The following is a 21,199-nucleotide window of genomic DNA, read 5'->3' on the forward strand; positions in this document are numbered from 1 at the left end:
AAATGGCGAGCGGCACCTCCCCTTCAGCGCGATCAGTCGGTGGGGTCGGTCCAGGCGCCGATCACGAAGGACTCGGGACGCGGGACCTCCAGGGCGACTCGCTCGTCCCCTCTGAACGTGATCAGGCCCTTTTCGAAGTTGTCGGCGTTCTCGCTGCTGACGGTGACGCTGACCGACTCCCTGTCGTGGAGCTGGGCGCCGAGTCCGAACGCACCGACGAGGAAGTTCTCGTCCGCCATCGCGGTCGTCTCGACGACGTCCAGGCGCCAGACGCGCTTGGTCGCGCCGACCGCGATCTGCAGGGCGACGCGGAACGCACCGGTCTTGTCCTCCTCGACCTCAACGTGCTCCCACATGGTGGGGCTCAGGACGATGCCGGTCGGGTCGTATTCGGCGAGCAGCGCCTTGGTGATGCTGCGCCGGATCTGGACGCTGTACTGGTCGGTGTTCAACCCCACGTATTGCTGTACGCCGGGGGTGTTGAAGATGCCGGTGAGGCTCTGACCATCGCCGACACTGTGCAACAAGTCCCAGTCTTCCTGGTACTTGACCCCTTCGATCATGCGCGAGTTGATGAAGGTCTTGAGCCTGGGCTCGTCGCTCAAGATGTTCTTGTGCGCGTCCAACAGGTGGGCGATTTCGCTGACCGGGTACATCACCGGGACGAGCGAGAGCTTCGAGCGGGGGGCCCGGCCCCAGGTGTCGCTGTCCGCGCCGGTTGCCGGGCTGGTGCCGTCGGCGGCGTAACGCTCCTTCACCTGCTTGGCGTTGTTGGTCCAGCCGGTCTCGCGCGCACCGTAGAGCACGGCCTGCTTCGTGCTGCTCTTGGGGAAAAGGTCGCGAACGTGGAACTTGCGGAACGGGCGCTCGGCGATGCCGAGGGCCTGCGCGCTGCCGAGGGTCTGGTGCGTGACCGTGCCCGCGGACAGGCTGAAGATGCTCTTGCCCTCCATCTCCGCGCGGACATACGGGCGGTCGCGGAATCCGGCCTGGGCTGCCTGCTTGTACGCGTCGCTCTCGACGAACAGGTCACCGAGACTCTTCCCCTCCATGAGCCCCGGCGGTTTCTGCCCGTAGTGCTGACCCGCGGCCGGCACGGAGTCGGGCTCGGCGAGGTACTGCTTGACCTCGCCCATGCCTTCGGCGTCGGCGATCAGCTGCTTCAGCTCCATCGCGTCAGCGGACACCTTCTTGAAGGCGGCGGCCTGCTCGGTGGACACGACGAAACCGCCGTTGTCCTCCACCTTGAAGGTCTGTGAGATCCGCTCGGCTTCGGCGGACTTCTCGACGAGCTGGGCCTTGAGGCTGGTGATCAGGCTCTTGTTCTCAGCCATTGCGGGGTGCTCTCTCCCTGATGCTGGGGTGCGGTTGACGTGCGTCGCTCGCCCGGCCAGCACCGGGACGACCCGACAACGCGGGGCATTTGAGAGAGCGGGGGTGGTTAACGTCGCGTGCTGCCGTCCCTACGTTTCGAGGGGACGGCAGCACATGAGCTTTGACCTGCTGTTTTGTTGTGCCCGGCGGAGTGACGACTCAGGGGCGGCCGGGCGGCCCGTGGTGGTGCTGAATCGTGGTCGCTACCCCTGGATCGCGGCGAGTTGGGCCTTCACCTCTTCGGCGTCGAGACGGACGGTGTCCTTGTTGTCCTCGTCCTCGGGCTCCTCGTCCGTGCCGTCGTCCGGGGAAGGCGGAAGGTCGTGGGGCTCGTCGTACGGGTCGTCGTCCCACAGGACGATGCCGCTGCCCGCCATTGAGGACGGCTCCGCCGCAGGCTGCTCCGCCTCTTCAGGGCGGATTTCAAGGCCCTTCGTGGAGAGCGCGGTAAGTAGTTCATCGAGGGTGGCGCGCACGGGCTCAAGCTGTTCGGCGCTGGTGGCGGACTGAATGCGGGCGGTGGCGTCCGCAAGGGCGCGCATGGTCGGCCGGACGACGCGGCTGTCGGCAGTCTCGCTGCCGTCCGCCGCACGTGCCGGCCCCACGTCGGGAATGACCACAGTGGTCAACTCGACGGGCTGCGGGGCGCCAAGGGATATCTCGGGTCCGCTGCTGTCGTAGGGCACGGCGTAGTTGACGGGGTCGGCGCCGTCTTCGTGGACGGAGACGATGACGCGGTCGGGGTAGGTCGCCTCGACGCACGTCCAGATCCCTTCGTCAGAGGCGAGTAGGCGACGGACGGCTGTGCCGACGCGGTCTCGGATCTCCTCGTACGACGCGGGCAACGGCTGGATCTGCGGCACGGTGGCTCCAGGAGTGATACGGGACTTGGCTTCGAGGACGGCGGCGCGAGCACTCTTGTTCTCGACGGCGTGGGAACCGCGGCGGGGGTGCTTGCCGGTCCCGCCCGCGGACTTGGCTTCGAGGACGGTGGCGCGGGCGGTCTTCGCCTCCATGTCGGCGCGGATTTCAGGATCGTCGGCGATGGCGCTCGGGCCTGTGAGGCGGATAGGGGTGGCATCGGGGCCACGCACGACGTGCACGGTGTCGAAGGTGACGGCGATGGACGGCACGACAGGGACGTCGATCGGCAGGTCGTAGCCCAGGGTGATGTGCGGAGTGAACCCGTGGTCGGTGCGTAGCGCTCCGGCCAAGGGCGACAGGGACAGCGCGCTGACGAGGCGTTCGCGCAGTTCGCTCAGGCCGGGTACGTCGACGGGGACGAACACCGGCTCACCGTCCCCGGCATCGGGGAAGCGGCCGATGCCTCCGATCTTTCCGGCGAGCGGTTCGGCGCCGTCGAGCGCCGCGGCGACGATCCCGGCGAGATCGTCGGGGTGGCCGGGAAGCTGATCGGAGTCTCCGAGGTAGGCCAGAGTGATGTGGAGGTCACGAGGCGCGGTGCCGTCGGGGTGGGCGATCGTCCCCGCGATGTCGGCGGGGACGAAGAGCGCGACCATCACACCGTGGCCGACTTGCTGCTCCGCGGACTTGATGTCGATGTGGCCGCTGGACACGGTGGTCTTGTGCTCCAACTCGATAAAGCCGGGGGCGGCCTTGACCTCCAAGGAACGGGTCATCGGGTGCGCGCCGTGCAGTACCGGGGAGACCTCATAGAGGTCGAGCTTGTGGATCACGCGCACTCCGTCGGAGCGCTTCGTGGCGCTGCCGGGCGGGACTTGGAAGCCGATGGAGAACTGGGCTTCACCGTGTTCGTGCCACTGCCGCACCTGCTCGTACACGTCCCGGCCCTTGGACGTACGCAGGTTGAACTGAATGGTCGCGACCAACGCCCCCGCCGCAGCAGGCCAGTTGGGTATCTCTGCGAACCGAGGGTCACCGGGCAGCCACTCGGCGATCTCAAGGACGACGCCGACGGGCTTCTTCCAGTCGTGGTGCCAGACCGCCTTCACGGGCCTGGTCGCCAGTGTGTGCGCGAACGCGCCAGGAAGAATCAGGTCTGCGACATCATCAACAACGCCGGTGACAGCGAAGATCGCCCGGCAGACGCCCTTACGGACAGAGGCGCGGGACGTGGGGGCGGTCGGCACGGCGAGGAACCTCCGGCGGGTGGACAGTTGGTCGCCGGGGACCGTGCCGTGCTCGTCCGATTACTGTCCTGCGCTGACCTCTGCCTGGGGGCTCTTCGCCTCTGCGGCCGTGCGCGCCGCCGTCCACCCCTGTTCCCAGTAGCGGGCGCCGAACTGCTGCTCCTGGTCGGCGCTGTACTTGTCGTACGGGCAGGCGTCGGAGGGATCTCCCTTTGTGAACGCGTCCTTGCCCTCGTTGAGCAGCGCCAGATAGCTCTGGCGGTTCAGCTCCACCGGTACGGCTCCTAACTCTGCTTCGGCGGGAACAGCGAGTCCTGCCCGCCGTGTTCGGCCGGCACGTCGCCGTCGCCGCCGCTGGCTTGGCTGTGCGTGCGGGTCATCTGGGCGTCGTCGACGTCGATGGCCCACACGTCCGGGTCCGTGTACCGCCACACCTGGCCGGTGGCATCGCGAACCCACCCGGTCAGTGTGCCGTCTGGAGCCTGATCGAGCCACGCATCTTCACCGTTGGTGCCCCTGTAGGCGGCGAACGCGGCGGCCGGGTCGGTCTCGTCGCCCTCGTCGTACATGTCCCCCGACCATGGTCGCGAGTCGTCCTCCGGGGCGGACGACGGGGCGTCCGCGGAACTGCCCTCCGACGTCTCTGTACTGTCTTCGGAGGGTGCAGCCGCGTCGTCAGGCATCGTCTCGTCGACCGTCTCCGGTTCCGGGGTGTCTCCGGCGGGATCGCTCGCAAGATCCGTGCCCGGTCCGGCCGCAGCCAGCGGAGCGCCGATGTCGGCGCTCTCCGCGGGCACCGTCTCCTCGTCCTGCTCCTCGTCCTCATCCCCGAACCGCTTCCCGCCGCCCTTGGGGAGTGCCTTTATGGCGAATCCGTATCTGGTCACGCCGGGCAGGGTGAGGCCGACGACGGCCTTGTGTCCTGTACCAACTGGCTGGGCACCTCTCAAGATCGGCCCTTTCGGAACTACGCAGGCTCTCAAATTCAGTCGTGCGCGCTGTAGTGGTCCTCAAGGACGTTGGTGTACCGGCGGAGGACGGCGAGGACAGTGTCCACGTCGTCCCCGGCCATCGTGCGCAGCGGGCCTGTGGGCGTCAGCGGGATCGACCGGCCCGCGTGCAGTTCCATCAGCGCTGCTGCACGGGCGGAGCCGACCACCGGCCGGTCCGCGTCCCCGGTGATCTGCACCTGGTAGGCGGACCCGTCGTCGAACGTGCCGGTGACGCTGCGCGGCATCGTCTTCTCCTTCATCGCGTGGCGAGCAGGCCGAGGAGGAACGCCCTCAAGTCGTCGTCCTCGTACCAGTCGCCGGTGAACATGGCCTGCAAAGACCGGGCGAGCGTGTCCCCCGTCTCCGTCTGTGTCTGCTGCTGGGCGAGGAGGCGCCCCAGGGCGGTGCGGTCGAGCCTGCGGGCGCCGGGGCGGCCGGTGTGCGTCCGCGTGAACCAGAACGCTCGTTGTGCGGCATCCAGGTCCGGCACGTGCTCGGCGAGGTGCTGCGCCAGGACGTGCGCGGCTGTGCCCATCCCCGAGTCGCCGAGGTCGGCGATGGTCGCACGGCGGACGTCGGATTCGTAGCGCCCCGCATCTCCGTCGACCGCGGTGAATCGGCGCCCGTCAGGGGTGGCGAGCCAGTCCCTGGGAATGAGGCGCTGCACGTCGCGTACGGCCCGCTCGGCGTCCGGGGTGCTGTCCGGACCGAACACGAGGCTTGCGTTGCCCTGGGGGCCGATGTCGCGGACTTCGGCCAGGGCCGCCGCTACGGCGGAGGGTATCGCCGCGGCGTACAGGACCCGAAGCTCCTCCCACTCTCGACGGGCGGCTGCCGCTTCCATGCGGGCGGCGGCGATCTCCACATCGACGTCCGGGTCCTGGAAGGTGCTGCTGCTGCGTGCGGCCTGGAGGTTGAGCAGGCGTCGCTCTGTGGCGGCCACGTAGCCGTCCGCGTGCTGAAGGGTGCCGTGCGGGTCGCCGCCGAAGTCGTCTCCGAGCGCATCGGCCAGACGACGGGTCACATCCTGGTCGACGTCGGCGCCGGCGGCCCGCATCGCGGCCATGTGGCGCAGCGCGGTGAGCCCCGGCCCGCCGTCGGAGGCCCGGTCCGGCACCCAGCGAGTGTCGCCTGAACGGCCGGGCAGGCTGCCTGCGGCGAGCTGCGACCACGTCGTCGGCCTCCACCAGGAGACGCGGCGGGATGCCTGTCCGAAGTGGCCCCGCTCGGGCAGCAGGCCCGCCCATTGAGCCACTCGCGCGGCCAGCGACTCGCCTTCGACGTCCGGGAGGTCGAGCGCGGAGTTCAAGCGCGCCAGGTGGCGAGACTCCGGCCAGTCGCGCACCCGGCCCACGAGGCGGCGCAGGAATGCCTTCAGCCTGGCGAGCCGGTCACGGCTGTTCCGCCACAGCTCGGCGATCTTGCGGGCGGCGGCCTTCACCAACTCGATGAGGCGGCTTCCCATACGCCCCAGCAGGGCGATCACCCGGGCGAGGAGACCAGGCTGTTGGCCGGAGTCCGGGGTCGGGGAGACGCGCCTGACGATGCGCTGAGCGGTGGCCTGCCGGGTTCCGTCGAGCTGCGCAGTCAGGAGCCGGGTAAGGGTGGCGATGTCCGCCGGGTCACCCCCGGCCTCTTCGAGCCGCCGCAGGAGTGCGGTCACCGCATCGTTGATGTGCGTGGTGGCGTGGTCGGACCCGTCGGTGCCGGGCCTGCCGCGGCGCCGGGATGGGGACGGGGCGTCGACTTGGTCCGGTATGAGCCGCAGGAGACCAGCCGCGCGCTGGGCCAGATCCTCGTCAGGCTCGCCAGGGAGAGGTTCGAGGTCGTTGATGGTGCGTAGCGCGGCTCGGACGGTTCGCTCGTGCGCCCGCGCGCGGGCCCGGCGGAGGGCCTGCTGTACGGCGGCGCGGTCGCGGCCGGTGATGCCGGCGGCGTTAAGGGCGTCGTTCGCGTCCCGGCGGGCGGCATCACGGGCGTGCTTCAGAGCCTCCGGGGTCAGGCGCTGGGCGATCTGCTCGCGCAGCGAGTGGATGTCGCCGGGCGGAGCGGTTCCGGCAACGGCCTCGTCGATGATGCGCAGGGCCACTGTGCGGCTGTGGTCGGCGACGATCCGGTGCCGTACCGAGGAGATCGGCGGGTTGGGGTCGCGCGGGTCCGGGGCAGGCACCGGGTCCGGGGTGTCGTTGCCGCTGGTGTCGGGAGTGGGTTCGGGGAGCTGCCAAAGCGGCATGGCTGCGTGGACGATGCGGCGCTTCCACTGCCGGTTCTCGTCCTCTAGGAGCAGGCTGCGCACCCCTCCGGGGCCCTCCTCCACGTCGATGACGCGATAGACGTGGACCTCGTCGCCGCGGCGTTCGTCGGGCATGGCGATGACGTCGCCCTCGCTGATCTGCGCGGCGTTGGACGGGCGGGGCCTGTCGAGCCCCTCCGGAGCGGGGCGGCCGGCGGCACGGTCGAGGTGGTCGGCGGCGCGCAGGGCGGCACGTCCCTCAGCCGTTGCCGGGTCCGCGTTCGCCCGGAGTTGGGCCGCAAGGGCGGCGGCCTGGTCCGGAGTGACGGGGAGGTCGGCGCTGAGCCGGGCGGCGGCCTGTTGGGCGTCGAGGTCGTCCGCGGGGCTTGCTCCGTTGTCGGCGATGGCGTCGCGGTCGGCCGGGGTGAGGTCCGGGTCGACGGTGGGGCCCGGGACGGGGTCGATGACGGGCAGCGGTTCGTGCACGGTCATCTCTTCGTCGGCGTCGGGCGCGTCGTCCGGGCCGAGGTCTGGAGCGGCGCCGTTCGGTCCTTCGGCCTTGTGAACTACGGCCGTTGCATCCATGTCGATGGTGCCGAGTTCGCCGGTCGTGGTGTCGACGTAGTCGAGGGTGACGCGGTCGCCGTCGCGGTTGTTGTCCAAGACCTCCGCGGTGATCGGGGCTCCATCGAGGTCGAGCACGATGACGTCGCCGGTGTTGATCTCGTCGGCGGTCGGCTCGCTGATACCGGTGACGGGCGCGGTGCCGGGGGCGTCATCGCGGACTTCACCGACGACGCGGAGATCTGCGGCGTCGCGGGTGACGGTGCCCTCGGCGGTGGTGACCGTGATGCGGTCACCGTTGACCTCGTCGACCGGCCCGAGGAGCGCGCCGTTCTTGTCAGAAACGACATGGCCGGGGCGGACTCGCTGGCCGGTGGAGGTCCACCCCGCAAGGCGATGGTCGTTGGTGTCGCCCACGGTGAGGGTGCTGGGTGCGACGCCGTTGTCGGTGTCGCCGTTGGCCCACCGTACGGAGACGGTGGTGTCGGTGACGCCGGTGACCGTGCCTTCGCGTTCGCCGGTGCCGGTGACATGGCTGCCGGGGAACAGGCCGCGGCCACGGGCGTCCGTGGCAATGGTGTCGGGCAGGTCGCCGCTGATGACGTTGCCCTGGGCACCGCTCACCGGGGCACCGGGTGCGGTGCTCTCCGGGTCCTCGGCTCGGGCGGCGCTGGCGTTGAGCGGTGTGTACACGGCGCCGCGGCGGCCGGTTCGGCCCTCGGGGCTCTCTCCAATCGTTGTGCGCCACATGTCCTCGGTACGGCCCCGGCGGGTCACGGTGACACGCTCTGGAGCGTCGAGGACGTACCCGGCACGGGTCACGGCGCGCCCGCGGTGAGTTGTGCCGTCGATGCGTGCCATGTCGCCAGGCTGGAGCTGGTCGACGCTGACCCAGTGGGCGGGCTGCCCGCCGATGGGCTCGGGCTCCGGACGGGGCACGGGCATGGCCGTGTCCTCATCGGTGCTGTCGGGAGTCTGGGTCGGCACCGGCTCGGGCCGGGGCTCGCGGGCCGGGCCGGCATCCGGGGACGACTCTTCGGCCGCGCTGGTGCGTGCGGTCTCGGAGTCGGTGCTGCGGCTCGCCGCGGGGCCGGTCCCGGCGTCCGGAGCACCGTTGCCGCCCGAAGCCTCCGCTGCGTCCGGGGCGCTGTCCGCCGGGCCGGGTTCGTCTGCCGTACCCGTACCCGTACCCGTACGCGGAGCGGTGGCATCGTCGACGGTGGACGGCTCCTCGGCGGCACGGAGGGGAGCGTTGGTTGCAGCAGGAGACGTTCCGTTGGGTTCGTCGCCGGGCGAGTCCGGAGCCTGGCTCGCGTCGTCCCGGGCGAATCCGTCGAGTAGACGCTCCGCCCAGAAGGACCGCCGCTCAAGATCCTTGAGTACGTCGCGGTCCCTCCGCTTGCCCTGGGCAATGGGAAGGGTGTCGCGCAGCCAGAGGAATTCGTCGCGGGCGTGCTCCAGGTCCTCCACCAGGTTGCCGCTCGGCGACCGCTGCGCGCGGAACGACTCGATGAGCTGAACAACCTGGTCGTACCGCTCCTTGACCCCAGGGTCTTTGCTGAGGCCATCGGGGAGTTCAGGCAGCTCCGGGTTGTGGCCCGCGAGGTGCACCTTCACCGTGTCCCAGATGTCCTCGTTGGGGTTCATGGCGTCAGCGGGGGTCCGCTCTGCCCGCACAACCAGGTTGGCGACGGCCAAGTCCCGGTTGGCGGAGCGGCTGTTGTGGTCGTGGTTGATGGTCAGCAGCGGCGTCGCGTCCCACATCGGCTCACGGCCGGGCGAGTTCGAGGTCACGTTTCGAACGGTGCCGATCCGGCGGCCGTTCATCCACGCCTCGAACGTGGCGGGGTCAGAGGCCGCTGGACGGAGGTCGGCACGCTCGGCGAGGGCACGCACCTGGTCGGCGCCGCCGAAGCGACGGTTCGCGTCCTCCTCGGGCTCCGGGGCGAGGGTGAACGACGGCAGGTCGATGTCGTCAATGCCGAGCGTCGGGGCGCTGTCCGTCTTGGGGGTAGCCGCGTCCGTGGCGGCTGCGGCGAGCCGCTGCTCCTCCTCGTACTGCTGGCGTTCGATCCTCTCGTCGGAGCGGCGCCGCAGCTTGAACTGGTTGAAGGTCAGGCGCCCGCCGTTGTTGTCGAACCACTCGATCAGTTCCTCGCTGGCGTAGTCCCGCCACCGGTTGAACCCGGACAGCGAGCCGCCGGAGAACAGGTCCCGCTCACCGACCGGCGGGAGCCTCCTGCTCGCCCTACTAAAGAAGTAGCCATTGGTAGCGTCGATCGCGGCGGAGTAGCGAGCCTCGTCGATGTCCTGGAACTCGCGCTGAAGACGCTCCTCGCGGGTCTGCGGGCGTCTGGTCACGTCCACGGTGCTGAACCCCAGTGCGGCGTCCATCGCCTCGCCACGGCGGCGAACCTCCTCGGCGTCGGCTGCCGGAGTGGCGGGGATGGCGTCGCGCACGCGCTGATCGGCGTCGTCGCGCCGGTCCATCTCCGCCGCAACGCGCATCTGGTCGGCCTCGGAGAGGCCCTGCCCCCAGATGGCGGCGAGGTCGTCGTCGCTCACGTCGGTCAGGTCCTCAGGGAGCGTCGCGACGGGTGCCGTGGCCGGGGAATCGGATTCGCTGTCGGAGACGTCGCCGTCCTGGAAGAGGTCGCGCAAGGCGCGCAGGGCCTCGGGCAGCGTGCGACCCTGGCGGTCGCGCCACTGGGCGATGGCGTCCGGGGTGAGCGGCTGGTGCCAGTCGATCGGCTGCCCATCTGCGTCGGTGGTGATCTCGAACAGATCGGCCAGGTCGCGGGCGTCATCGGCACTGCGCACTGTGAGGGTGATCTTGCCGAAACGGCCGCCGTTGCGGGCCTGCGCGAACTGCCAGCGCCTCATCCCGTCAGGGGCGATGTCGTCGGTCCAGGTGATCAGGCCGCCCCCCGAGGACAGGGTGAGCGTTGGGTTGTCGGCGAGCTGCGTGAGGAACGCGCGCCGCTCGGGAGTGTCTTCCTCGGCAGTCAGCCGGTCGCCGCGACGCCACACGTCGCGGAGGTCGGCCACGGTGCGGGGCTGCGTACCGTCGGAGGTACCACCGTCGCGGCCCGTGCCGCCGCTGCCGACCGCCGGGACGCGGGGCAGGCGCGGCAGATCGAGGCCGGGCAGGCTGGGTCCGCCCGGTCCGCCTTCACCACCGGCGCCGCGGTCACCACGGCGGCGACGGCGGCGCTCGCGACCGTCTCCGTCGTTCCGGGCGTCCGGCTCGTCGGGCTCAGCGCCGTCGTCCTCCTGGTCACCGTCGATCTCCGGGGCCTGAGGACCGACGCCGGTGCCTTCGGGGGCTCCGTCTGGCGCGGCGCTATCCGCGTCGGCGTCCCGGCCGTGGCGTTGCCGCTGGTCGTCTCCCTGCTCTTCCTCGTCCTGCGGCTCCTGATCGGGCTCCGGGGCTTCTTCGCGGTCGTCGTTCTGGGGAATCGCGGAGGCGTCGCCGTCGCGGTCGTTCGCTGAGTCCTCGGTGTCGAGGTCGGGCGTCGGCCGTTCGTCTTGGTCGTCGTCGATCTCCTCATCCGGGTGCCGCAACCGGAGTTCGGCGTCGCGGTTGTAGAACCGCTCCTTCCCGCCGTCGGTGACAATCCGGACGCGGCCTCGGCCGGTGCGCTGAGGCGGCTCGACGACCGTGTGCGTGCGGCCCTCCGCGTCGGTGTATCGGTCGCCCTGGACCAGGTCCTCGGGGATGCGCATCTGGACAGGCCGGAGGCGGCTGGTGTCGCGCCCTTCGTGGTCAGCGAACATGTCCGGGGTGCCAAACAGGTCGTCCGGCTGGTCGAGCGGGTTGTTCGGATCTGCGATTGCGGGGGACTGCGACTCCGGCTCGTCGATGTCGAAGAGGCCGCCCTCCGGCTGGGCGGGCTCGGGCTTCCTGGGCTCCGACTTCGGCGTACGTCCGGCGCGGCGGTCCTTCTCTGCCTCCAGCACGGCCATGCGGGTGCGGTCGGCGCCGGTCAACTCGCCGTCGGTCATCTCCCGTTCCATCAGGGCGACGATCTCGTCGGCGATCTCCTGATCGCCCATGGCCGAAGGCGCCTTGGTGCCTTCGGGGCGGATGGCGTCGAGCTGCTGGGTCACCTCGTCGCGGTCGAGGGTGACCGTGCTGTCCGAGTCCGGCGAGGTGTCAACCTCGGGGGTGACCGTGGCCTTGGCGCGTTCGGGGGTCAGATCGTCCGGCTGGAAGGTGGCGTGGCTGCCACCGTTGGTGACGGCGACCGAGCCGTCCGGATTCTCCGCGAAGACGTACCAGCCCTGTCCGTCGGGATCGGTGACGGGCTGGTTGAACGTGAAGCGGCCCCCAATGAGGTTGCCGCCCTGGGCCGGTGCCGCCTGTTCGGCCTGGTCATCCTCGGCATCGTCGTCATCGCCGGTCGTGATAGGCGGCGGGACGTTGCTGCCTCCGTCGCCGTCGCCAGCACCTGCCTCGGCGACTGGCTCCTCCGTGGTCTCCGCGGGGGTGGCGTTGTTGCGGCCGGCGTCCGGGCGGAGCTGGTCGAGGGTCTCAGCGACTTCCTCCGAGGAGAGCCGTACATGGTCCTGCCCCGGCTCCCGTTCTTCGGGTGCCTCTGGCTTCTCCGTACGCTCCGGCTCGGGGAACTTGCGGTCGAACTCTTCGATCGTGAGCACCGAGGCGCCGACGGCGCCCTGGAGCGGGATACGGGCCTGGCGCCGTTCCTCGACGATCTCCCGACGCTGGGCCTTGGTCAGCTTCTTGCTGAGTTCGTCCTCATCGATCTCAGGCAGTTTGTCGAGGTCGGCGATGCGGCCCACCACGTCGTCCAAGAGGTTCGCGCGAGCCCGCGCGTGCTCGATCTGCGGGGTGAAGTCCGCGGCGGCCTGCGCCGACTGCAACAGGGCTATCTGCTCGTCGAGTTCGGGCATCCGGGCCCGGTCCGCCTCCTGGAGCGCAGGGGCCTTCTCCAGGGCATTCGTGAGCCGGGTGACCATGCCCGATCCGGCGCCCTGCTTCTTCAGGTCCTCCGGACCACGCTCGAAGTCGGAGCGGGCGAGGTCGGGGAATCCCACATGTGCGACGAGCTTGCCGTCGGCGCGCCGTTCGGTGCGTACCCCGATGTCGAGCCCGCCGAACTGGCCGAGAACCTTCCAGGGGCCCATGCCGTCCCGGTCGTGCTCCAGGAGCTGGGTGGTGACCTGCCGGTGCAGGGCCGCCGCCGCGTCGGCGCGCTCCGTGTACGACAGGCCGCCGAGGCTCATCGTGAAGGGGCCGTGGACGTCGCGGATACGAGGCAGGGCCTCCTCACGGCGGGCGATGCCCTCGCGGGTGGCGGCGAGTTCCTGCTGGAGGTCGGCCAGGGTTTCCTGGCGGCGGACTCGTTCGGCAGCCTCGTTGTGCTGGTCGATCTCCAGGTCGCGCAGGAGACGGCGGGCCTTCATGAGCTGGCTCATGTACGGGTTGCCGCCGATTTCGGCTTCCATCGTCTCGTAGTCGGGGTAGTCGACGTCGAGTTCGGTGACGGTGTCGCGGGTGTCGCTGTCGGCCATCTCCGGGCGCTGGATGTCGACCAGGCCCTCCGCCTTCGAGGCGACGAAGCCCGCCTTCCAGCCGTCGAGGCTGCCCTTGGTCGCGAAGATGTCGATCTCGACTTCGGCGTTCTGGTTGCCGTATCGAAGGATGCGGCCGTTGCGCTGTTCCATCTGCGCGGCGCCCCAGTCGAGATCGACGTGGGTCAGCGACACCATGCGGTTCTGGGCGTTCATGCCGGTGCCGGCGACGCTGCTGGAGCCGATGAGCACGGCTATCTCGCCGTCGCGCGAGCGGCGGAACAACTCGGCGAGTTCCTCGGGCTTGCCCGTCTTCTTGTGGTCCTGGACGAACGTGATCTTGTGTTCCGGGATGCCGCCCTCGACCATGAGCCGCTTCAGCTCGGCGTAGGCGTCGAAGTCGCCGCGGTTGTTTCCGCCCGGCACGCCTTCATTCAGGAAGATCATCTGAAGGGCGCCGGGGGTCGGGTGGTCCTCGGTGCTGCCGTAGTACGTCTTGTAGACGCGATCTTTGTGCTGGTGGTAGCGCTCAACGTGCTTGGCGGCGACAGCGCGGAGCTTGTTGCCCGCCGGGGCTTTGCCGTCAACGAGCCGCGGGTCCAGCGCGACGGACGTGCCGTCGTTGGAGACGGCGAGCATGTTGTCCTGGGACCGGCTGACATCTCCGTTGTGGATCGCGCGGCCCCGGGCGACGAGATTCTTCAGCCGGGCCGTCTGGTCCTTGGTCGGGTCGACCATGACCAGGTTGGGGCCACCGTCCTTGACCTTCGGGCGGGGAATGCCGACATCGTCGGCGCGCTTGGTGTCGGAGACCAGACCCCACATGGTCTTCATCGCCCGGCGGTTGTGGAACTCGGCGAACCTCTCCACGATCCGCAGACCACTGCCGTCGGGGGCGTTCTCGACGCGGAGGATCTTCCGGCCGAAGGTCGCGGCCCACAGATCCGGAGCACCGGCCCTGTAAGCGTCGAGGACCCACGGGGCGGCCAGGGCGAGCATGGTGAACTGCTCGGTGATCGAATTGGACAGGGGCGTGCCGGTGGCCAGGGTGACCGTGGCGCGGCCCCCGCGGCGGCGGTGCAGGTCCGTGAGTTTCTGATGCAGGTCGATGCCGCGGATCGATGCGGGGTCGCCACCACCCTCACGGGAGCGGAACCCGACACCCTTGTACCGGTGCGCCTCGTCAACAACGGCGTAGTCGAATCCGAGGTCATCCCAGTAGGTCTGACCGGGCGTGCGCATCGGCGACGCGTTCTTGCTGATCTTGTTCTGGACCGTCGCGATCCGCTGCTCGATCTTGGCGACGATGAACGGGTGATCGGGGTTGGTCGCGTCCTCGTACTGCCGGTCGAGCTGTTCCCGCAGAGCCTCCAGCTCGCGGAACTCGTAGTCGTCCTGCGCTTCCGGCGACATCTTGATCGAGCCGAACGCTGGCTCAGTGAAGATCACCAAGTCCGGCTTGTTGGCGCGCAGCCACTCCAGCGTGCTGTCGCGCCGCCCGTCGGCCAGATCCCCGCTGGTGATCAGGTGGATCTCGGCGTTGGGGTAGAGGAACCGCGCCTCGTCGTACCACTGCTGGGCCAGGTGGTCGGGGACGACGGCGTACGGCTTCTCGATCTGTCCGGACGCCTTGAGGGCCTGGGTGCCCATGACGAGCGTGGACGTCTTGCCCAAGCCCACCTCGTGGGCGAGGATCACCGACCGCTCGAACTGCATGCGGGCCGCGCCGCTCAACTGCCAGGCGTGCGGGGTGCGGTCCGGGGTGAAGCCGTCCAGGGACGGGCTCATGCCGTCGTACGAACGGACGACGTGCCCGTTCATGATCTTGTTGTAGGAGTCGGTCAGCCGCGTGAGCCGGTCGGCGTTGGCCGTGGCGTACTTCGCGTACTCCGACCGCATCTGGTCGGCCTTCTGGCGGACCAGGCGGGATGTTTCCTCATCGACGTCGCGACGCTTGTCGTCGTGGTAGATCGTCAGCGAGCCGTGACCGAGGATGGCGCGGGCGATCTCGACCGCGTTCTTCCCTCTGGTGCCCTTCTTCTCGTTGGCCGGGACGCCGTACATGACGTTGTTGGCCTTCGGGACCTGGCCCGTGTAGAGCATCCAGCCGTAGCGGTCGTCGTGCGCGACACGCAGCGTCCGATCGCCGAGGTACTCGCGCAGGAACCCTTGCAGCAGCTCAGGCGGCGTCCAGTGCGCGCCCATCTCCGGCGTGAACTCGCCGATGGTGCGGTCGGCCGGCTGGACTGCTTCGAGCGCGGAGACGTTGACGGCGAACGCCGGGTCCTTCTCGGCGGCACGGCGCGCGGCTTCGAGCTTGTCGCGGACCGGGCCGGACAGGTAGGCGCCGGCCAGCTCCAGTCGCCCGGTGGACGGGTCAGTGAAGACCTCGTTGCCCAGGGCCCGGACGGCGTCCTGCGGGGTCATGTTCAACAGGCGGGAGATCTCGCCCAAGTGGACTTCACCGGTCGCGGCGACGACCGCGGACAGGGCTGTCTTCGGGTCGTCCGTCCGGTCGAGCGGCTGGCGCCGCGCGGCGGCGCGTTCAGTGAAGACGCGGGAGAGGATCGGCTCCTTCTTGTCCGCGTCCCACCGCTCCAGCGCGAGGACCGATCCGGCGTCCGGATCGGAGCGGAAGTAGCCGTAGGCGGTCGGGGTCCGCTCCTCCGTCCCGTCCGGGCGCGTCCCGCTCTTCATGCTGCGGAACTGGCCGGGCTTGGACAGCGGGCCGTACTGCTCGACGTACGCGGTGTGCAGGTCGCGGAGCTGTGCGCGCAGTTTCTCGGCGCGCTCGTCCTCGTCGTTCTTGCGGTCGAGCGCGCGCAGTTCGGCAGCGACGTCGCGGAGCTGCATCAGGGAGCGGAGCTGGTCGCCGCGGCCGTCGGACGGCTCCACCACGACGGGGTTGCCGCCGTTGACGTGCTGATAGAGCTTGCCGTCGTCGCCCTCGTAGAGGCGGCCGGTCCAGTCGTTGGCGTGCTTCTCCCGCGCGGTCTGGAGGAACACCGGCGGTCGGTTGTCGCCCTCGGGGTGGGACTCGTATCCGTTGCCGTTGGCCACCGCCTTGGCGGCGATCTCCTCCAGGGCGGCACGGAGTTGGTCGGCGGCCTTGGCCGGGGTGCCCTTGACGGTCAGGCGCGGCCCGTACGGGGACGACTCGGTGGTCAGCTCGCCGAGAATGTGGTCGGGGTGCTCAGTGAAGTACGCGTTGACGTGCTCACGGACGTTCCCGACCTTCCGCTCCGGGGCGTTGAGCCACTGCGCGTCCCCCGGCTCGTCTCCGTCAGCGCGGCGACGAAGCACGAGGACGTCGGTGACGACGCTGGTGCCGGCGTCGTTGAAGACACCGCTCGGCAGCCGCACGGCGCCGATGAGATCGCCGTACTTGGCGATCTGCTTGCGGGCCTTGTCGCCCTTGGAGTCCAGGGTGTGCCGAGAGGTGATGAGGAGCGTGATGCCGCCCGGTCGGGTCAGCGCCAACTCCTTGGTGATGAACCCGTTGTGCAGGCTCTCGGCGGGGTACCGTCTGTCACCGAAGGGCACGGACGCGAAGGGAACGTTGCCGATGCTCGCGTCGAATGTGCCGGGATGGGCGTCGGTCTCCGCGAAGTTCTCGTTGAGGACGTTCGCGTCCGGGTACAGCGTCTGAGCGATCCGCGCGGTGGTCGGGTCCAGCTCGATGCCGGTGAGGCGCGCGCCTTCGGGGGAGACTCCGAAGAACGTGCCGGAGCCGGAACCGGCCTCAAGGACGTCACCGCGCTCGAACCCGAGCGCCTTCAGGCCGTCCCACATCGCCTCAGCGATGGGCTGCGGCGTGTAGTGCATCGACAGCGTGCCGCGGGACGCCTGTCGCCACTCCAGGGGCGTCAGCTCGTTGGAGAGCATGGTGCGCAGTTCGCGGTAGTCCGCCCAACGGGCGTGATCCTGCGCGAACTTGCCGTATCGGGCTCCGCCCTGCTGGTAGCGCGGCTCCCTCTCGTTCGGCTCCGATGCGAACATGATCGGAACCGAGCCCCACCCGGTCCATCGGGCGAGGGTGACCTTCTCCTTCTCGGTGGCCGGGCGGTTGTTCTCCCGCTCCAGCCGCTTCAGGACCCGGATCGCCTCAACGTTCGCGGCAGCACGCTGAAGTGGGCCCTTGGTCGCGGCGTCGGCCGGGTTCGGCCGGAAACGCGGTGCTACATGTCGTACACCTCGTCCTGCATGGCCAGGAGATCCCGCATCTCCGGACTGAGCGTCTGCGGCTCCTCGGTCTCCGGCTCCGGCTCCGGCAGCAGGTCGCGCAGCACCATCGCGGTCGCGTCCGCCCTGATCTGCTTGAGCTGACCCGCCCGCCGCTCGTACTCCGTCGCGGCCGGCACGGTCTGCTCCAGCGCCTCCTCGGCCACCAGGATCGCCGTCTCGATCTCCCTGCCCTTGTTCAGGAAGAACTTCTCCGGGTCGGTCATCTCCGCCAGCTCCCGCGGCCGGTACCGCGTCCAGTGATCCCTGGCCACCTGGCTGTAGATGCTCACCATCAGCCCCTTCGTCCGTTCCGAGAGCCGCACGCAGGGCTGCCTGCTGCGCCTCGATCTCCTGGCGGGAGATGACCTTGCGATCGTCGTCACCGCCATCATTTCGTACTGACGTGCGCCGCGCGTCGATCGCGTGCAGCGCAGCGTTGATGGAGGCCAGCCGAGTGCGGGCCTTCGACCGGTCCGAGGAGTCCAGGTCGCGGTCGCTGGCCCGCAGCATCATCTCGCGGGAGAGTTCCTCGGTGACGCGCTGGAACTCGGCGAGCAGACCCTCGGGCACGTCCAGGTTGGCGCCCTTGCCGATCTTCCCCGTGAGGGGGTTGGTGTTGTCGGACCACCCGTAGCCGTGCCCCTTGAACAGGCCGTAGAGGGTCTGGCGCTCCTTGCTTGCCCTTGGAAAGCTGTCGGCGCGGCGGGAGGACTGGTACAGCTCGAAGAACATCTTCGGCACCCACACGCGGCGTCCGGCGCCGTACAGGCGCACCGGCTCGGTTGCAGGGTCGGTGTCGTAGCTGTCGACAACGGCGGCCAGGGCCTCGGTCATGCTCGGGAAGGAGCCCAGGGAGCCGCCGTGGCTCTGGCGCTGAGCACTCCAGCCGGCCTTGTGGCCTCCCGCATAAGGGGAGTCGCGATCGTGGTACGCGACCTTGCCGTACTCGTTGCCGTCGACCCGGATCGAGGCGCCGGACGAGCTGCGGAGCAGATTCTCACTGGTCTCGGCACGTCGGACGGTCTGCTCGCGGCCCTCGGCACCGCGACGGTTCTGCTCCTCGAAGAGGGCCTTCAGCCGCTCCTCCAGAGCCTCCCGTTCCCGGCCGCTGCTGAGGTTCCGCTTCCGGTGGAGGTCTTGGAACTCCTTGGTCAGATCCTCGTTGCTCTGCCCAGTCGGGTCGGGAGCGTTGCGGTAGACGTCGGCCTTGCGGTTCTGCCGCTCTTCGTAGACCGCGTGTCGGCGCGCGGACAGGATCTCGTTCTGCTCTTTGCTCAGGCGGGACAGGCGGATGGGCAGGCGCAGGAACTCCTGCTCCAGAGCGCCTTCGTCGAGGTCCTGGACGGGCGGACGCTGTTCGATGCCGCGGAGCTGCCTGGCCTGCTGCTCGGTCTCGGCGGCCTCCAGGCGGCTGCCCAACTCGTCGTGGAGGTCGCGTTCCGGGGCGAGGTCGTCGTCCCGGTTGTTTGTCGCCGACGGTTTGTGCGTGCGCCGCCGCGCCTCCAACTCTTTTGCGTAGGAGGAGAGTTCGTCATCGCCGAGGTCCTCGGGGCTGCCGTACGGGGAGAGCCGTTCGTTCGTACGGCGGCGCCGGTCGGCGTACAGGGCCTGCTCGTCCTCATTGAGGAGATCGCCACGTCGGGAGCCGTAGGTGCCGCGGTCGCTTTCGGAGCGGCTGATGGCCTCGCCGAGATCGGCGTCGCTCATCCCAGCGGCGCGCTCCTGAGGGCTCGGCTTCGTCTCCTGCTCGGCGCGCTTGTCCTCGTCGTCCTGGGCGATGCGGCGCCGGTCGAGTTCGGCCTCGATCTTCTTGAGAGCGGCGCGCGCCTTCTGCTTCCGCACAGGGGTCGTGGCAACCTCGGCGTGGATCTTGAGGTTGTCGCGGTGCTTGCGCAAGTCCGCGTCAGACATTGCGCGGAGCTTCTTGGTGTCCTCGTCGAGCCGTTCGGGGGTGCCGGCACGGGTGTTGACGTCCTCGTCGGTGATACGGACGTTGCGCCCCTGGCGGGCGAACGCGGCGAGGATCTGCGCGGCTTTGCGGTCGCGGGTCTCCGGCTTCCACTGGGTGCCGGTGACCCGGGCGTTCTGGATGGGCGACCAGGCGAGCTTTCCGGCGGCGCCGACGGCCTTGTCGTCCCGCGCGTTGTCCTTGATCGTGCCGCGGACGGCGATGATGCGCTTGCCCTTGTGGGTAGTCCACGCAAGGTGCACGTGGTCGGCCTGCGCAGGGTCGATGGTGGCGAGGTGATGGCGGGCGATGATCTGGTCCGCCGAGGACAGGCTGTCGCCGATGGGGATGTGGACGCCGTCGACCGTGGCGTGCCGATCGCCGTAGCTGCCGACCACCCGCCCGACGAGCTTGCCGTCCGGGGAGTACACGGTGACGTTCCCGGACGACCATGTCGTCCAGTAGCCGTCCACGCCGTCAACGGGTTCGGCGTCCTCCGGGACGCCCGCCGGCCGTCCGTCGGCGGACGGCTCGGAGGTCTCGTCCAGGCTGTCGGCCTCGGGCTCGGCCTCCGGGACAGGAGTGGGCTGTTCTTCCGAAGTCTCCTGAGTCTCGAACTCGCCGTCGGGCTCCGGGGTATCTCCCGTCTCGGGAGTCTGCTCCTCGGGCGCCGCGGGCTTCGGAGCCTGCTCCTCGTCGCCGAAGGGGCGACGGCGCAGCGTCTCAGCGAGCCGGTCGGTCGCGATGCTGTGCTTCGGCGGGTGCTCCCGATCCCACAGAGCACGAGCCGCCGTCCACTCCTGGTGGTAGTCGCGCCCCTCCGCGGAGCGCCAGTTACTGCGGTACTCGGCGAACTTGGGATCGGAGAAGTCGAGGGCGTTTCCGTCCTTGTCCTTCAGGGTGCCGACGATGTGCTCGGCAAACGCCGTGGCGTCGGTCTGCCGGTCGAACCACCACGGCATCTGCTGCCCCGTGCCGGTGGCGTGCAGGTACCAGTCGCCCTCGACCCGGCGGGCGACGAACTGGCCGCCGCCGACGAGCTTGAGGCGCTGCTCCTTGGCGAGAGCGTCGAGGTCTTGGGCGGCGCGCCGGTCCTGGTCGCTGCCGGAGACCCGCAGGGAGTCGGCCCGCTGGGTCCAGTTGGCGCGGACCTGATCCAGTGTGGTGAAGCGGTCGCCGGACTGAGCGCGCTGCTTCTTCGGCGCCGGAGCCTTCGCCACGGTGTCGTTCTCCGAGGAGGTACGGAAGTCCCCTACCGCCCGGCGGATGGCTTGCTCGGCGTCCTCGCCCTTCGTGGAGCGCCACTTCGGGAACCGGTCGGCGATACCGGGGTCGGAGAAGTCGATCGGCTCGTTGAACTCGCCCGGCATGATGTGCCCGTTGCGGACGTGCTCGTTGATGTAGTCGGCCGCCGCTTCGGCTTCCTCGCGGGTCGCGAAGTCGCCGACGTCGAGGTACCCGCCGGTGCCGGTGGCGGTGAGATACCAGCGGCCGTTGGCGTCGTCGCGGGTAGTCGCGAGACCGCCGGAGGAGGTGACTTGAAGGTCCTCGTCGCCCGCCAGGCGTCGCAGCGCTGGTGCGTTCGCGCCTGGTTGCTGGGCCAGGTCCAGGAAGTGCTGGCGAACGGCGGCGGTGTCCGCGAACCGTGCTCCGGCCGGGGCCTTCCGGTTCGGGAGGGAGGTGGCGTCGACCTCGTGAAGCCCGTCCTCGGGCTCGTCCTGGTCGTCGCCGTCGTCCGGGCCGTCCCCGGTGTCGTCGCCGATGTCGTCACCGTCGTCGTCGGCGGTGTGCGGCTCGTCGGAGGTGTCCGGGTCGCCGTGGTCATCGCGGGACAGACCGAGTCCGCGCCGCTCGTCGGAATCCCGACGCTCGTCCTCAGCCTCAACCTTGCGCTGGTTCTTCGTGGGCGCGGTGCCATCCGGTCGCGCGACCATGGTGATCCACTTGGCGCTGGTGCTGTGCCGCCGCCCGGTGTACGTGCCGTCGACCGCCTGGTCCTGGACAAGCACGCGGTCACGGGGCAGGGCCCGGACGACGCGGGCGAGCTTGCCCGACCACAACCTGGCGATACCGCCGGTCTCGATGAACCGGCCCTTGGAGTCCCTGGGGTGCAGGGCAGAGTTCCACGGCCGTCGCGCGGACTTGGTCTCACGGGCGCGACTCAGCTGGTTCGAGATGGCGGTGCGATTCAGCATGGCGCGGACCATGCACACCGCAG

General features: G+C 69.6%; 6 protein-coding genes. All 6 read right to left on the minus strand.

Going from position 1 to position 21,199, the window contains the following annotated elements; translation table 11 throughout:
• Positions 1-32: 32 nt before the first annotated feature.
• The 6 genes from AC31A1_RS02325 to AC31A1_RS02350 all read right to left on the minus strand — a co-directional run bounded on the left by AC31A1_RS02325 (position 33) and on the right by AC31A1_RS02350 (position 21,176).
• Positions 33-1,334: a phage major capsid protein gene (locus AC31A1_RS02325; protein WP_489651553.1), complete on the minus strand. Its 1,302-nt coding sequence runs from the start codon at positions 1,332-1,334 to the stop codon at positions 33-35.
• A gap of 243 nt (positions 1,335-1,577) precedes the next feature.
• Positions 1,578-3,485, minus strand: a complete 1,908-nt coding sequence (locus AC31A1_RS02330) for an HK97 family phage prohead protease (RefSeq protein ID WP_489651554.1) — start codon at positions 3,483-3,485, stop codon at positions 1,578-1,580.
• Between the two features lie 60 nt (positions 3,486-3,545).
• Positions 3,546-3,758 (minus strand): hypothetical protein, encoded by a 213-nt coding sequence (locus AC31A1_RS02335; protein WP_489651555.1) that lies wholly within the window; start codon positions 3,756-3,758, stop codon positions 3,546-3,548.
• An 11-nt stretch (positions 3,759-3,769) separates the two neighbouring features.
• Positions 3,770-4,372: a hypothetical protein gene (locus AC31A1_RS02340; RefSeq protein WP_489651556.1), complete on the minus strand. Its 603-nt coding sequence runs from the start codon at positions 4,370-4,372 to the stop codon at positions 3,770-3,772.
• Positions 4,373-4,470: 98 nt separating this feature from the next.
• The gene (locus AC31A1_RS02345) at positions 4,471-4,722 is read right to left on the minus strand and encodes a hypothetical protein (RefSeq protein WP_489651557.1); all 252 of its coding nucleotides are present in this window, start codon (positions 4,720-4,722) and stop codon (positions 4,471-4,473) included.
• A gap of 11 nt (positions 4,723-4,733) precedes the next feature.
• Positions 4,734-21,176, minus strand: coding sequence for a hypothetical protein (locus tag AC31A1_RS02350; RefSeq protein ID WP_489651558.1), 16,443 nt, complete (start codon positions 21,174-21,176; stop codon positions 4,734-4,736).
• Positions 21,177-21,199: the final 23 nt, after the last annotated feature.

Source organism: Streptomyces sp. P5F9, assembly GCF_057961495.1.

Excerpts from the sequence above, each read along its gene's own strand:
- AC31A1_RS02325 (WP_489651553.1), bottom strand. The coding sequence starts at position 1,334 with ATGGCTGAGAACAAGAGCCTGATCACCAGCCTCAAGGCCCAGCTCGTC.
- AC31A1_RS02345 (WP_489651557.1), bottom strand. The coding sequence starts at position 4,722 with ATGCCGCGCAGCGTCACCGGCACGTTCGACGACGGGTCCGCCTACCAG.
- AC31A1_RS02350 (WP_489651558.1), bottom strand. The coding sequence starts at position 21,176 with ATGCTGAATCGCACCGCCATCTCGAACCAGCTGAGTCGCGCCCGTGAG.